Source organism: Lentzea sp. NPDC051838, assembly GCF_040681245.1.
Lineage (GTDB): Bacteria > Actinomycetota > Actinomycetes > Mycobacteriales > Pseudonocardiaceae > Lentzea.
This window is the reverse complement of record NZ_JBFAYI010000036.1, coordinates 22,642-36,930: the sequence shown is the minus strand read 5'-3', so window position 1 is coordinate 36,930 and position 14,289 is coordinate 22,642. Positions and strand designations below refer to the sequence as shown.

Sequence of the window (14,289 nt, the reverse complement as noted above, 5' to 3'; positions counted from 1 at the left end):
GTGGTCGCGTGCCAGACCGACAACCGACCCCTATCGGCGCCTCGCCACCAGGCGAGATGGTGCCGACGGTCCCCCCATGCCGAAATCAGCCCGAGCTCCGGGCGGTACCGGATGGGGATCGAGATGGGGGAGGTTCCGGTCCGACGCCGGCGGTTTTCCCCTGGGGAAGACGCAAAGTTCTGCTGCTGAACGCCACGTTCGAGCCGCTCACGGCCTTGTCACTGCGCCGGGCGGTCGTGCTGGTGGTGTGCGGCAAGGCCGAAGTCGTGCACGGGGACGCCTCCGGGCTGGTGCTGCACTCGTCGAAGTCCGAGGTGCTCGTGCCGTCCGTGATCCGGCTGAGCACCTACGTTCGCGTGCCTTATCGCGGTCGCGTGCCGATGACCCGTGCCGGGCTCATGCACCGCGACCGTTATCGCTGCGCCTACTGCGGCGGGCGGGCCGAGACGATCGACCACGTCGTGCCGCGCTCGCGTGGCGGACCTCACACCTGGACCAACTGCGTCGCCTGCTGCGCGAAGTGCAACCACCGCAAGGCGGACAAACTGCTGTCCGAACTGGGGTGGCGGCTGCGCGTCGTGCCCGCGGCGCCGCGTGGACCGCACTGGCGGCTGCTCGCCGGGGTGGCCGAGGCTGATCCGCAGTGGTTGCCGTACCTGGGTGAACCCGCGGCCTGATCTGCCGGTGTGGGTCAGGCCGCGAGGGAGAAGTCGTCCTGGCGCGCGGTGATGCGGACGGAGTCGTCCATCGTGATGCGCACCGAGTCGTCGTGCGCGGTGATGCGAACGCTGTCGTCGTGGGCCGTGATGCGGACGGAGTCGTCCATGGTGATCCGGACCGAGTCGTCGTGAGCCGTGATGCGCACGGAGTCGTCGTGAGCCGTGATGCGCACGGAGTCGTCGTGGGCCGTGATGCGGACCGAGTCGTCCATGGTGATCCGGACCGAGTCGTCGTGCGCGGTGATGCGGACCGAGTCGTCGTGGGCCGTGATCCGGACCGAGTCGTCCATCGTGATCCGCACGGAGTCCTCACGCGCCGTGATCCTGACGGAATCCTGCTGAGCGGTGATCCGAACGGAGTCCTCACGGGCAGTGATACGCACCGAATCGGACATCGTGATCCTGACCGAATCGCTCGCCGTGATGCGGACCGAGTCTGCCATCGTGATGCGCACCGAGTCCGAGGCAGTGATGCGCACCGAATCGGCCGCAGTGATCCGAACGGAGTCACGCGCCGTGATGCGAACGGAGTCACTTGCCGTGATACGCACTGAATCGTCCTTGTAGCTCGGAAGAGTGATGGACAGTGCCTGGGGGCGGGTCGTCGTAAGCATGGTGTGTCCTCCAGGACGCTCGGGACGGCTGCGCAAGAGCCGTATAGGTGAAAAGCTAAGAGGTGGGTGTTCCGGGAACAAGACCCCAAACCGGCACCCGTTCGCATCCGACCGGGTGAGGCCTGACCGGGTGTAACCGCTGCGCCGCACGAGAGCACTCATTGCCCTTACTGGCCGGTATGGACACGCTCTGTAGCGTTCAATCTGATGGAACGTGACGTGCGTCATACCGCAGAAGGCCTGCACGGACGTGGTTTCCGAGCGCTTACCGGAGCGTGGGCGGTGTCGCTCGTCGGGGACGGCGTGCGCATCGTCGCGCTGCCCTTGTTCACGGCCGCGAGCACTCGCAGCCCGCTCGCGGTGTCCGCGGTGGCCGTCGCGACGACTCTGCCGTGGTTGCTCATCGCGCTGCCCGCCGGCGCGCTCGTGGACCGCTGGAGGCCGCGAACCGTTGTCGTGGTGGCACATTGGCTGCGTGCCGGGGTGACCGGACTGCTCGCTCTCGCGGTCCACACCGGACACGCCACGGTCGTCGTCTTGTGCGCCACGGCTTTCGTGCTGACCTCCGCAGAGACGTTCGCGGACTCGGCGTCGCAGGTGCTCCTGGTCGAGCTGGCGGGGCCGGACGAGCTGGAGGCGGCGAACGGCAGGTTCGTCACGGTCGAGACGGTCGGCATGGACCTCGCCGGGCCGCTGGCCGCCGCGGTGCTGTTCTGGTGGGCTCCGGCGGCCTGTTTCGCGCTGGACGCGGCGTCGTTCGTGGTCGCGGCGGTGCTGGTGTCCCGCGTGCCAGACGTGGCACCGGAACGATCAGGGGGCGATCTTCGGGGGCAGCTCGTCGAGGGCGCGCGGTTCCTCGTCACCACCCCTGGCCTGCGGTCACTGGTAGTTGCCGTGGCAATCACAGCTGTCTGTGCGGCCGCGATCAACGCCATGCTGGCCCTCTACTCCATCCAGGTGCTGGGCCTCGCCGAACCGGTGGTTCCCGGTCTTGTCGTGTGCATGGCGGCCGGTGCTCTGCTAGGCGCGTGGTCGTCCCCGAGGCTCGCGTCGCGCTGGGGTCCGGGACGGGTGATGGTCGGCTTCCTGGCGTTGCTGGGGGCGGCGTTCGCGTTGTTCGGCCTGGTGCCGTGGCTCGTCGTCGCGGTGGTGGCCTGCGTGCTGTTCGGCGTCGCGTCCGCAGGGTGGAACGTGCTGTCCGCGACCCGCCGTCAACGCCTCACGCCAGGACCGATGATGGGCCGCGTGACCAGCGCGTACAGGGTGCTCGCGTGGGGCCTCTCGCCACTGGGCGCGGGGCTCGCCGGACCACTGGCGGCGGCGACGTCGCTGGGGACCGTGTACGTCGTGGCGGGCACGATCGTGGGATTGACCGCGATCTTGCTGGCCCGGCCTCTCACACGCGCGTGAGTTCGGCTACCGTACCCGCCGTGACCATCGTGGAGACCGTCCTCGTCTTCGCGCTGATCCCGCTGGCTCTGTACGGCGTGATCGCGCTGCTGACGGTGAGGCCAAAGGCCACCCGGATTCCCCGGTACCGGCCCGGCCAGGAGTGGGGCTACGCCCCGGTGTGGTGGAGCGCGAACCCCGGCGGGTTGAGCTCGGACCACCACAGCACCACCGAGCCCGCAGTCTCGGGCTCGACGGCCAAGGGAGGCGCTCGTGGCAGCTGGTAAGGCCATCGAGGCCGTCGACCCGTCGACGTTGCCGCTCGGCGCCGTCGTGACGAACAGCGGCCGGGTCTCCGCCGCGAAGATGTACGAGCCGCACGCGCCGGAGCTGCCGTTCACGCCGACCCAGCTCGCGCAGCTGGACGAGGCGCTGACGCTCTCCAGCCGCACCACGGGCCTCGACTTCAGCGTGTACCTGGGGGAGCTGGGCTCCTCCTCGCGCGAGCGCGCCGAGGAGCTGCACGGCGCCACCGAGCGCCCGTCGCACCACGTGCTGGTGGCCGTGTCGCCGGGTGAGCGCGTCGTCGAGATCGTGACGGGCGAGGAGTCGCACCGCCGCGTCGCGGACCGCGGCACCAAGCTCGCCGTGATGAGCATGGTGGCGTCCTTCAAGGAGGGCGACCTCGCGGGCGGGATCGTGTCGGGACTGCGCATGCTGACCGACCAGGCGGGCAACCGCTCCTGATTTCTCGGCTGTCGAACGCCCCCAGGTCGCTGACCTGGGGGCGTTTTCTACGCGCTGACGTCGTTGCGCGCCACCACGAGGTCGGAGATCTTCTCCCAGCCGAGCTTGCGGTACAGGTGCACGCCTTCGGTCGACGAGAACAACAACCCGGTCTTCGCGCCGTCCTTCACCGCCTCGCGCGCCAGCACGCCCATCACGACGCTGCCGAGCCCACGCCGCCGATGCGCCTCCGCGGTCTCGATGCGGTGCGCCACAGCGTCTTCGCCGACCACGGCCATCAGTCCGCTCGCCGCCTGCTCGCCGTCCTTCAGCACGCGCACCCCGATGACCTCGTTCCTGGTCACCTCCACGGCATAGCCCCCATGGAGGTCCGGCAGCGGGTGCCCGGCCAGCGCGCACCGCATGAACGTCTCGTCCGGCCTGGCCACGACGAGTCCGGCCGCCTCGATCTCCGCGACCACCTTCTCGGGGTCGTTCGTCGGGACGCTCAGCCAGTTCGGTTCCCCGGACGCGGCCACGATCCGCGCCATGGCACCGGTTTCCGCGTCGTCCGTGGCGACCCACTCGTACTTGCGGCGCGACCTGTTCACGTCGACGACCAGGTAGCCGTCGCGGTACTCGGACGTCAGCCCGTCGGCCGCGATCCAGCCGCGGTGCCAGCGCTCCACCAGTTCACCGATCATGCTTCCCCCTTGGTGTTGGACGCGATCACCACGTCCGAAACGACTTCCCAGCCCAGCTTCCGGTACAGCTGCAGGCCGTCCGCGGTCGCGAACAACAGCCCGTCGACCGCACCCGCCTCGACCGCCTCCCGCGCCAGCACCCCCATCACGACGCTGCCGAGCCCGCGCCGCTGGTGCGCGGGCGACGTCCGGATGCGGTGCGGCACAGCGTCTTCCCCGACGACGGCGATGAGCCCGCCCGCGGCCTCCTCGCCGCCGGCGGTCACCACGACCTCGATCACGTCGCCCCGCGTCACCCGCACCTCGTAGCCCTCAGGTGCTTGCGGCACCGGGTGATCCGCGAGAGCACGCCGCATGAACGTCTCCCGCGGCTCCGGTCTCAGCCCTGCGCCGGTGAGGATCGAGGTCACGTCGTCCGGAGTGGTCGTCGGCACGGTGATCCAGTCGTTCTCCAGAACCTGCGTCGTGCACCAGACCGCCGCGCGCTCGTCGACCAGAACGTGCTCGATCCGTCTCTCCGGCTTGTTCACGAGAACCTTCCTGGACTTGTGGAACGGTTCCGCGGTCACGCCGGCGGCTTTGGTCCAGCCCTCGACCCAGCGTTCCGTGAGCGCCGCCAGCATCATGCGCCTGTCCAGCTCGCGCACGCCGTCCAAAGTGGAGGACGACCTCAGCACGACGGTGACGCCGAACTTCCGCAGCAGCTCGAGGACGTCCAGGAAGTAGTCGCGGATCGCGTCATGAGCCACCTGTGCGTCGTTCCACACCAACGTGAAGCCGGGTTTGACGCCCCAACCCCCGTGGAGGCAGTCCTTGAACCCGTTGAACTCCCGGCCGAAGTAACCGCCCGGTCCGACCAGCGCTTCGCTCATCGCGAGGTGCAGGCCCGGCTCGTCGGTGACGTACCGGCCGTCGAGTTCGTACGTACCGCCCATGTGGTCAGTGTCGAACTCCGTGCGTGCGAGAAAGGTGAGGTCCTTCCAGTCCCTGCGGCTGTCGGTGTCGAACCGGGCCCACAGGTTGCGTTCGGTGGGCACTCCCTCGCGCCACACGTCCCACACCGCCTGTGCCGAGGGCGCCGGGCGTTCGCGGAAACGGGGAGGGGTGTGCGAGGGCGGTTGATCGAGCACGACGTCGAAGAGCCCGTTTCCCGACGCCGACGGTGTCACCGAGCTGATCTCCAGGTGGATCGGCACCTCGGCCATGACCCGGCCGTGCCGGTCGAGTGCGCGCAACCCTCCTTCGTGCGCCCATCTGCGCACCTGCTGGATGCGTTCCGGATGCTCGACACCGATCAACGTCACCGGTGGCCACTCGTGGCCGGGCCACGGCCGCGGAAGTCCCTCGGCCGAGACCAGGTCACCCACCATCAGGTTGTCCTGGAAGAGGATGCATCGTGGTACCGGTCCGAGGGCGGGGCCGTCCTCGGACAGTCGCAGCGCGGCACTGGCCACCACGTCGACCAGGTCTCCGTTCGGCACAGTGCCGTGCACGACCAGGCCGGTCAGATCCCACCACTGGGTTACATCGCTCCCGGACACTTCGAGCTGGAAGTCCCCAGCGAGTGCGGCGAACTCGGGCGGGCAGCCGCGCAGCACGACGCGCTCGCGTTCGACCGGCACCGGGTCGCTGAACAACCCGTCGGCGTCCACGGCACGGGTCAGGACCTCCGTGACGTCCTCGTGGTCTTCGGTCACGTACCGGTGCACAACCTCGTAACGCACTCGTCCCCCCAAGAGACGGGAAGGCCCCGTGCCGCCATCAAAGCGCCACGGGGCCTTCACCACCAAGCGATTTCAGGAGCGGTCGAACTCCTGAGCCGCCAGCGCGCGCACGATGCCCGCGCGCCCCTCGGAAACCAAGCGGCGCAACGCCGGCGGGTGCTCGTCGGCGAGCCACGCGTCGGCAGCCTCCACAGTGGACCGCGCGATCGACCACGCCGGGAACATGCCCACCACCATGGACTGCGCGCGCTCGGACGTGCGGCGGTCCCACACGCCCTTCACGTCGGCGAAGTAGCGCTCGACGTACGGCGCGAGCAGCTCCTTCTGGCCGGGGTGCGAGATGCCCGCGATGATCGCCTCGCTGACCGCGTTCGGCAGGTCGTCGTCGTTCACCGCCCTGTCCCACGCCTCGTCCTTGGCGGCGACGGTCGGGCGCAGCGCACGGGCCGACTGCGCGCGGCGGTGGCCGGTGGAGGTCGGGTCGCGCTCCTCCTCGGCGGTGATCTCCGCCAGGTCCGCCCTGCCGTGTGCCACCAGGGCCTGCAGCAGGCGCCAGCGCAGGTCGGTGTCTACGTCGAGGCCTTCGAGAACCGCCGAACCGTCGAACCAGCCCTGCAGCACGTCCAAAGTGGACTCGTCCAGAACGGACGACGCCAGCGCGTTCACGAACGCCAGCTGGTGGTCCGAACCGGGCTCGGCCGCCTGGGCCAGCCCCAGCGTCGTGGCCACGAACCGGCGCCAGCCCTCGGCACGCCACGAGTCGTCCGCGTAGGACGACAGCGAGGTCTGCGCCTGGAGCAGAAGCCGTTGCACCACACCGACCTCGGACTCGGCGTGCAGTCCGCCGAGCACCAGGTTCACGAAGTCGCGGGCCTTCAGCTCGGCCTCGCGCGTCATCTCCCACGCGGCCGACCAGCACAGCGTGCGCGGCAGCGGCTCGGCGATGTCGGAGATGTGGTCGATCAGCGCGGCCAGCGAGTCCGGGTCGAGACGCATCGTGCAGTACGTGAGGTCGTCGTCGTTGACCAGCACGATCTTGCCGCGGTGCACGCCGACGAGCTCCGGCACCTCGGTGCGGTCGCCTGTCACGTCCAGCTCATGACGGTGCGTGCGAACGAGCTTGCCCGAACCGTCGTCGTCGTACACACCGATGGCGATGCGGTGCGTGCGCAGTTCGCCCGCGCCCGGACGCGCGCCGCCCTGCAGCACGGCGAACTCGGTGAACTTCCCGTCCGCGTCAACGGTGAACTTGGGGCGCAACAGGTTCAGGCCGGTCGTCTCCAGCCACTGCGCGCTCCACCACGACAGGTCGCGGCCGGACGCCTCCTCCAGCGCGCCGAGCAGGTCGGCCAGCGTCGCGTTGCCCCACGCGTGCTTGGCGAAGTAGACCCGCAGGCCTGCCAGGAAGTTCTCCAGGCCGACGTACGCGACGAGCTGCTTCAGCACGGAAGCGCCCTTGGCGTAGGTGATGCCGTCGAAGTTGACCTCGACCGCCTGCACGTCGGAGATGTCCGCGGCCACGGGGTGCGTCGAGGGAAGCTGGTCTTGCCGGTACGCCCACGACTTCTCGATCTTCGCGAACGTCGTCCACGCCTGGCGGTACTCGGTGGCCTCCGCCTGCGCGAGCACCGACGCCCAGGTGGCGAACGACTCGTTCAGCCACAGGTCGTCCCACCAGCGCATCGTCACGAGGTCGCCGAACCACATGTGCGCCATCTCGTGCAGCACGGTCTCGGCGCGGCGCTCGTAGAGGTAGCGGGTGACGCGGCTGCGGAAGACGTAGTCCTCGAGGAACGTGACGCAGCCCGCGTTCTCCATCGCACCGGCGTTGAACTCCGGCACGAAGCACTGGTCGTACTTGCCGAACGGGTACTGCACCCCGAACGCCTTGTGGAAGAACCCGAAGCCCTGCTTGGTCTCCGTGAACAGCCGCTCGGCGTCCATGTGCGGGGCGAGCGAGGCACGGCAGTAGATGCCGAGCGGGATCTTGAAGTCACCCTCGACGAACTCGTCGCGCCACTCCGCGTACGGGCCGGCCACGAGCGCCACGATGTAGGTCGACATCGGCTTGGTGGTGGCGAACGTGTGCACGTCCGCGCCGCCCTCGCCGTCCTCGGTGGCGATGATCTCGCCGTTCGAGATGACCTTCCAGTCGTGCGGTGCCGTCACCTTCATGGAGTAGACGGACTTCAGGTCGGGCTGGTCGAAGCACGCGAACATGCGCTTGGCGTCCGCGGTCTCGAACTGCGAGTACAGGTACACGCCGCCGTCGACCGGGTCGACGAACCGGTGCAGGCCCTCGCCGGTGTTCATGTACCGGCAGTCGGCCTCGATGGTGAGCTCGTTGGTCTCCGCGAGGTCCGGCAGCCTGACGCCGTCCTCCTCGCGGTATCCGGACACGTCGAGCTCGCTGCCGTTGAGGACAGCGCGGTGCACGGTCGCCGCCACGATGTCGATCCACGAGGAAGCACCCGGAGTCCTGCTCCGGAACACCACGGTGGTGGTGGAGCGGAACGTGTCCGAACCGGGCTTTCCGCCGCCGTCGGTCAGGTCCAGCTCGATCCGGTAGGACTCCACTTCCAGCAGCTCAGCACGTTCCTGAGCCTGGTCGCGGGTGAGGTTGGGCGCGGCCACTGGTCACCTCGTCTGCCGCGCGTGTGGTTACGCGCTGACGTCGTCGGGAATGGTTATGACTCCCGCATCCAATCACGGAACCGCCGTACGGGAAGAGATGAGCGGGTGATCTGGTTGGTCTGATGGGGCGATAACCCCACCCACTGTGACTGAAGGGGCACGCATGGCCGACAAGGCGAAGGTCGACTTCTACTTCGACCCTCTTTGTCCGTTCGCCTGGATCACCTCGCGGTGGATCCTGGAGGTGGAGAAGGTCCGCGACATCGACCTCAGCTTCCACGTGATGAGCCTTTCCGTGCTGAACGAGGGTCGTGACCTGCCCGAGCAGTACAAGGAGCTCATGACCAAGGGCTGGGGCCCGGTCCGCGTCGCGATCGCCGCCGAGCAGAAGTTCGGCAACGAGGTGCTGCCGCGCCTCTACGCGGCGATGGGCACGCGCATCCACAACGAGGGCAACAAGGACTTCGACGAGATCATCAAGCTGTCGCTGGCCGACGCCGAGCTGCCGGCCGAGCTGGCCGAGGCGGCCACGTCGACCGAGTACGACGAGGAGCTGCGGGCGTCGCACCACCGCGGTATGGACCCGGTCGGCATGGACGTCGGCACCCCGACGATCCACATCGACGGCGTCGCGTTCTTCGGCCCGGTGCTGACGAAGATCCCGCGGGGCGAGGAGGCGGGCACGGTCTTCGACGGCGCTCGCATGCTGGCCGGCTTCCCGTACTTCTTCGAGCTGAAGCGGACGCGGTCGGGAGACCTCGACTTCAGCTGACGATTTTTTGTCGGTGGTGCTCGCTAACGTCCTGTGACATGAGCCACCACCTCGTCGAAGTCGCCGTTCAGGGTCCTTGGTCGCTGGGCATGTCCCGTGCGTTCTGGGAGGGCTTCACGCCGTTCCGGTTGCCGCAGCACGCGGGAGATGCCCTGCGGGCGTCGTTCCTGACGGAAGGTGAGTGGCGCCGCGCTGAGGTCTCCGTGACCCAGCGCGGCGCCACTGCTGTTCTGGAGCTGTCCGGGCCTGGTGATCTGGAGCTGGCGGCGGCGCAGGTGTGCCGGTTTCTCGCGCTGGACGTCGACGGTCGGAGCTGGCCCGGCGTCGGGGCGCGAGATCCGGTGATCGCGGCTGCCCAAGCCGAGCTGCCTGGGTTGCGGCCGTGCGGTTTCTACTCGCCGTACGAGGCGGCGGCGTGGGGCGTGCTGTCGCAGCGGATCAGCATGGTGCAGGCGGCGCGGCTGAAGGCCGGGCTGTTGCGGGATGGCGTGTTCCCCTCACCCTGGGAGTTGAGGTCTCTTGATCTCGACTTACCCGGTCGCAAACCCGAATACCTGCGTGCGGTGGCCGAGGCGGCGCTGGACGGGCTGCTCGACGGCGTGACGTTGCGCGCGATGAAGCCCGCCGCGGCGGTGCTGGCGGTGCAGCAGATCAAAGGACTGGGGCCGTTCGGGGCGGAGCTGGTCGTGCTGCGCGGGGCGAACGCGCCGGATGCCGTGCCGCACAACGAAGCCAGGCTCACCGACGAGGTCGCGCACCGGTACGGCCGGCCGCTGGCGGAGGTGTCCGAGGCGTGGCGGCCTTATCGGACTTGGGCGGCTGTGCACCTGCGCGTGCTGCGCGAGCGGCGGCTGGGAGGTGCGATGGCAGCTGTAGGCGGGTGAGCGCTGACAGGGCCGCGGCGTCGCTACCCGCACCTGCTCACCTCGCGCCCTCACCCCATCGCGGACGTGACCTCCGCCCACCGATGTGACAGGCTGACCCACAATCAGTCGTTGGGTGTCACATCCGCCTGGAGGGCCGTCGTGATCGAGGTCGTCAACCCCGCCACCGAGGAAGTCATCGGCACGCTCGCCGAAGGCGCCCCGGCCGACGTCGACACGGCCGTGGCCGCCGCGGTTGCCGCCTTCCCGGCGTGGTCGCAGACCTCGGTGGACGAGCGCGCGAAGGTCGTCCGGGCGATCATCGACGGCCTGCGCGACCGGTCCGACGAGCTCGCGCGAGCCATGACGGCCGAGATGGGCACGCCGCTCACGTTCAGCCAGAAGGTGCAGGTCGCGAACCCGATCGCCATCGCGGAGGGCGTTGCGGCCGTGCTGGAGTCCGGCTACTTCGAACCGGAGGAGATCGGCAACTCGCTGGTCCTCAAAGAGCCGGTCGGGGTGGTCGCCGCCATCACGCCGTGGAACTTCCCGCTGCAGCAGATGGTCGCGAAGGTCGTGCCGGCGCTCGCCGCGGGCAACACCGTCGTGCTCAAGCCGAGCGAACTGGCGCCTCGCACCGCGGACCTCCTCTCCGAGATCATCTCCGCGGTCACCCCCGAGGGTGTGTTCCACCTCGTCCACGGCACCGGGCCGGTGGTCGGCGAGGCGCTCGCGAAACACCCGGACGTGGACATGGTGTCGTTCACCGGGTCGACGCGGGCGGGGCGGCAGGTGTCCAAAGTGGCGTCCGAGACGGTCAAACGGGTCGCGCTGGAGTTGGGTGGCAAGTCGGCGTGCATCGTCCTCGACGACGCCGATCTCGGGCGTGCGGTGAAGATCGCGGTCGCGAACGCGTTCATGAACAACGGCCAGGCGTGCAGCGCCTGGACGCGCTTGCTGGTGCCCGCGGACCGTCACGACGAGGCCGTCGAACTGGCCGCTCAAGCCGCTGCCAAGTACACGTCGGCCGACCCGAGCGAGCCGTCGACGCGCATCGGCCCGGCGGTGTCGAAGGCGCAGCGCGACCGCGTCGTCGGCTACATCCGCAAGGGCGTCGAGGACGGGGCCCAGCTCGCCGCCGGTGGGCCGGAAGCGCCGTTGGAACAAGGCTTCTACGTCAAGCCGACGGTGTTCGGCGGCGTCACGCCGGAGATGACGATCGCCCAGGAGGAGATCTTCGGGCCGGTCCTCGCCGTCATGCCGTACGCGGACGAGGACGACGCGGTGCGCATCGCCAACTCCACGATCTACGGCCTCGCGGGCGGCGTGTTCTCGGCTGATGCCGACCGGGCGATGCGGGTGGCACGGCGCCTGCGCACCGGCCAGGTCGACATCAACGCCGCCGCGTTCAACACGAGCGCGCCGTTCGGCGGTTACCGCCAGTCCGGCAACGGTCGTGAGTTCGGGAAGTTCGGCCTGGACGAGTTCTGCGAAATCAAGTCGATTCAGCGTTAAACAATGCGCACTGAATTGTGCGCGGTGGCCGGGCCGTAATCCGCGGTCCCGGTCACCACGGCGTCGAACCCGAGCAGCAGCACGAGCACGAGCTGCGTCTGGTCGACCTCGGCGTCGCAGGACGCCTTGCCACCGCTGTCGGTGTGGTCGGTGCACAGCACGTTGCCGGTCGTCGTGCGGAACGAGACCAGCACGTTGTTCATGTTGGCGCCGTTGGTGGCGTTGCGGGCGAACGCCTCCATGTGGATCTCGATCGGCGTGGGGATCACCTTCGCGGTGCCGGTCTCGGCGACCAGCTGCACGGGGACGGGTGCGGCCGAGGCCGTGGAGGAGGTGGCGAAAAGAATTGTCGCGGTGGCCAAGAAAGCGATGAAAGCTCTCATTTCTGCTCCTTTGTGGGGGCTGGCGCGGCGATTTTTCGCTTTTTCTACGGCTGATCGCCACCTGTGAACGTTCCCGATGAAAACGATTGTTTTCGAGGTCGGCTGGACTGGGAGGCCGGAAACTGAGCTGCGAAGCGAGCTGCGACGGCGTATCACTGCTGCCATGGCCGACTCAGCGCTGAGCATCAGGACCGTCGACGAGTCCGACCTCCCCGAGTTCCAGCGGGTGATGGCGTGGGCGTTCCTCGACGACTACGAGGGCGTCGACAGCAAGTGGCTCAAGGTGCTCGAGCGCGACCGGACGCACGTGGTCGTCGACGGCGCCGAGATCGTCGGCACCGGCGGGGTTCTCAGCCGGGAGATCACCGTTCCGGGTGGTCTCCAGGTACCGGCCGGCGCGGTCACGGTGATCACCGTCAAACCTGGGCACAGGCGGCGTGGCGTCGCGTCGTTGCTGATGAAGACGCAGCTGCACGGCCTGCACGAGTCGGGTGAGCCGCTCGCGATCCTCTGGGCGTCCGAGGGCTCGATCTACCGCCGGTTCGGCTACGGCGAGATGGCCTCCAGCCTCAACCGGATGACGATGCCGACGCGGATGCCGTTCCACCCCGGTGTCTCGGTGAGCGACGCGCGGATCCGGCAGGTGACCCGCGAGGAGGCGCTGCCGTTCATGCGCGAGATGCACGACAGGGTGCGGCGCACGCGGATCGGCTGGCTGAGCAGGGTCGACGCGACGTGGGACGTGCAGCTGGCGGACCGCGAGGTCGACCGCGACGGCCTCACGTCCTACCGCTACTGCCTGCATCCCGAGGGGTACGTCGTGTTCCGGGTCAAGGGCAGCGGCAGTTCGCGCGGACCGGCCGACGAGCTGCACGTGCGGGAGCTGGTGTGCGAGACCGAACAGGCGTACGTCGACCTGTACCGGTTCCTGCTGGACATCGACCTCGCGGCGGAGATCTCCTTCTACACCGCCACCGACGACCCGATCGTGCACATGGTCGACAACCCGCGGAAGGTGGGGCGTGACTTCGGCGACGCGCTGTGGCTGCGGATCGTCGACGTCGACCGCGCGCTGCCGTCACGCCGCTACTCGTCCGATGTGGACAGTGTGATCGAGGTCGAGGACTCCTTCTGTCCGTGGAACTCCGGCCGCTGGCGCTTCACCGTGAAGGACGGGGAAGCGGTGGTGACGCGCACCGAGGACGCCGCGGACGTGTCGCTCGACGCCGCCTCACTCGGGTCGGTTTTCCTCGGTGGCGTACGGCTTTCCGTGCTCAAGCGCGCACACCGCGTGGTCGAGCACACGCCTGGTCATGTCGACGCGCTCTCGTTGGCGTTCATCGGCGAGCACGAGCCCCATTGCCCGGAAGTGTTCTGACGGAACTACGGCCGTCGTTCACTCGTTGACGGTTTACCTGGTGTGGGAGGTAAGCCGTGGGCGCCATCGTGTGGGTGGTTGTACTTGTACTGCTGGTCGCAGGGGTGTTCTACCTGGTCAACCAGAGCAACGCGCGCAAGGCGCGGGAGCTCGACGACGCCAAGGCGGAGGCTCGCCGGTGGGTCGAGCGGCTCGGCGGGCAGGTGATGAGCCTCACCGGGTCGAACGCCGCGTCCACGCAGGCCATGGCCGACGCGTCCGAGCGCTTCACCGCGGCCGGGTCGCAGATGGAGCAGGCGCGCACGATTCCGCAGGCGCGGCTGGTCACCGAGACCGCCATGGAGGGGCTGCACTACGTCCGCGCGGCGCGTGAGGCGATGGGCATGGACCCCGGACCCGCGCTGCCCGAGAGCGCCGGCCAGAAGCAGGCGGGTGCCGTCAGCGAGGACCGCCAGGTCAGCGTCGAGGGTCACGCCTACGCCGCGTCGCCGCACTCCGGTTCCGGCACGCCCTACTACTACCCCGGTGGCATGGTCGCCGGACGTCCGGTGCCGCGTGGCTGGTACTCCGAGCCGTGGTGGAAGCCCGCGCTCGTGGCCGGTGCATGGGGCGTGGGCACGTTCCTGCTGATGGACGCCATGTTCTCCGGCATGCACGGCATCGGCGACTACGGGATGGCCGACATGGGTGCCGCTGACTTCGGTGGCGGCGACATGGGCGGCGGCGACTTCGGCGGTGGCGACGTGGGCGACGCCGGTGGCTTCGACTTCGGTGACATGGGCGGATTCGACTTCTAGTCGATCTTGCGGCGGAAAGGTGCTCATCAACTGAGCACTTTCCAGCCGCACCCCAAAAGCTACCGACCAAT

14 protein-coding genes are annotated in these 14,289 nt (G+C 68.8%); 9 read left to right on the top strand and 5 right to left on the bottom strand.

The features are described from left to right. Positions 1–8: 8 nt before the first annotated feature. Positions 9–677, top strand: a complete 669-nt coding sequence (locus AB0M24_RS41705) for an HNH endonuclease (RefSeq protein ID WP_363779577.1) — start codon at positions 9–11, stop codon at positions 675–677. A 14-nt stretch (positions 678–691) separates the two neighbouring features. On the opposite strand, the gene AB0M24_RS41700 is transcribed toward AB0M24_RS41705, so the two are convergent. Further along, entirely contained in the window at positions 692–1,333 is a 642-nt protein-coding gene (locus tag AB0M24_RS41700; protein ID WP_363779575.1) for a DUF2345 domain-containing protein, read from the bottom strand. A gap of 207 nt (positions 1,334–1,540) precedes the next feature. Here AB0M24_RS41700 and AB0M24_RS41695 point away from each other — a divergent pair, with 207 nt between their 5' ends. Genes AB0M24_RS41695 through AB0M24_RS41685 form a run of 3 tightly spaced genes read left to right on the top strand, consistent with a single transcriptional unit; the run spans position 1,541 to position 3,469 of the window. Further along, positions 1,541–2,743, top strand: coding sequence for an MFS transporter (locus tag AB0M24_RS41695; RefSeq protein ID WP_363779573.1), 1,203 nt, complete (start codon positions 1,541–1,543; stop codon positions 2,741–2,743). Positions 2,744–2,763: 20 nt separating this feature from the next. Further along, positions 2,764–3,009 (top strand): hypothetical protein, encoded by a 246-nt coding sequence (locus tag AB0M24_RS41690; RefSeq protein ID WP_363779571.1) that lies wholly within the window; start codon positions 2,764–2,766, stop codon positions 3,007–3,009. Next, positions 2,996–3,469: a DUF5130 family protein gene (locus AB0M24_RS41685; protein WP_363779569.1), complete on the top strand. Its 474-nt coding sequence runs from the start codon at positions 2,996–2,998 to the stop codon at positions 3,467–3,469. Before AB0M24_RS41690 ends, AB0M24_RS41685 begins: the two co-directional genes overlap by 14 nt. Positions 3,470–3,516: 47 nt before the next feature. On the opposite strand, the gene AB0M24_RS41680 is transcribed toward AB0M24_RS41685, so the two are convergent. The 3 genes from AB0M24_RS41680 to pepN all read right to left on the bottom strand — a co-directional run bounded on the left by AB0M24_RS41680 (position 3,517) and on the right by pepN (position 8,510). Further along, entirely contained in the window at positions 3,517–4,152 is a 636-nt protein-coding gene (locus AB0M24_RS41680; RefSeq protein WP_363779567.1) for a GNAT family N-acetyltransferase, read from the bottom strand. Then, positions 4,149–5,876 carry a barstar family protein gene (locus AB0M24_RS41675; RefSeq protein ID WP_363779565.1) on the bottom strand — a complete coding sequence of 576 codons (1,728 nt, stop codon included), beginning with the start codon at positions 5,874–5,876 and terminating at the stop codon, positions 4,149–4,151. Before AB0M24_RS41675 ends, AB0M24_RS41680 begins: the two co-directional genes overlap by 4 nt. A 72-nt stretch (positions 5,877–5,948) precedes the next feature. After that, positions 5,949–8,510, bottom strand: coding sequence for an aminopeptidase N (gene pepN / locus AB0M24_RS41670; RefSeq protein ID WP_363779563.1), 2,562 nt, complete (start codon positions 8,508–8,510; stop codon positions 5,949–5,951). Positions 8,511–8,673: 163 nt separating this feature from the next. Here pepN and AB0M24_RS41665 point away from each other — a divergent pair, with 163 nt between their 5' ends. The 3 genes from AB0M24_RS41665 (at position 8,674) to AB0M24_RS41655 (ending at position 11,660) form a co-directional block, all read left to right on the top strand. Next, positions 8,674–9,282 (top strand): disulfide bond formation protein DsbA, encoded by a 609-nt coding sequence (locus AB0M24_RS41665; protein WP_363779561.1) that lies wholly within the window; start codon positions 8,674–8,676, stop codon positions 9,280–9,282. Between the two features lie 38 nt (positions 9,283–9,320). Beyond that, positions 9,321–10,166 carry a DNA-3-methyladenine glycosylase 2 family protein gene (locus tag AB0M24_RS41660; protein WP_363779559.1) on the top strand — a complete coding sequence of 282 codons (846 nt, stop codon included), beginning with the start codon at positions 9,321–9,323 and terminating at the stop codon, positions 10,164–10,166. Between the two features lie 111 nt (positions 10,167–10,277). After that, the gene (locus tag AB0M24_RS41655; RefSeq protein ID WP_363779557.1) at positions 10,278–11,660 is read left to right on the top strand and encodes an aldehyde dehydrogenase family protein; all 1,383 of its coding nucleotides are present in this window, start codon (positions 10,278–10,280) and stop codon (positions 11,658–11,660) included. Here AB0M24_RS41655 and AB0M24_RS41650 read toward each other — a convergent pair. After that, a complete protein-coding gene (locus AB0M24_RS41650) occupies positions 11,657–12,043 on the bottom strand; it encodes a hypothetical protein (RefSeq protein WP_363779555.1) in 387 nt (128 codons plus the stop codon). The genes AB0M24_RS41655 and AB0M24_RS41650 overlap by 4 nt on opposite strands. A 163-nt stretch (positions 12,044–12,206) precedes the next feature. Here AB0M24_RS41650 and AB0M24_RS41645 point away from each other — a divergent pair, with 163 nt between their 5' ends. Together AB0M24_RS41645 and AB0M24_RS41640 are read left to right on the top strand one after the other, a co-directional pair. After that, the gene (locus AB0M24_RS41645; RefSeq protein ID WP_363779553.1) at positions 12,207–13,421 is read left to right on the top strand and encodes a GNAT family N-acetyltransferase; all 1,215 of its coding nucleotides are present in this window, start codon (positions 12,207–12,209) and stop codon (positions 13,419–13,421) included. A 56-nt stretch (positions 13,422–13,477) separates the two neighbouring features. Next, entirely contained in the window at positions 13,478–14,218 is a 741-nt protein-coding gene (locus AB0M24_RS41640) for a hypothetical protein (RefSeq protein WP_363779551.1), read from the top strand. Positions 14,219–14,289: the final 71 nt, after the last annotated feature.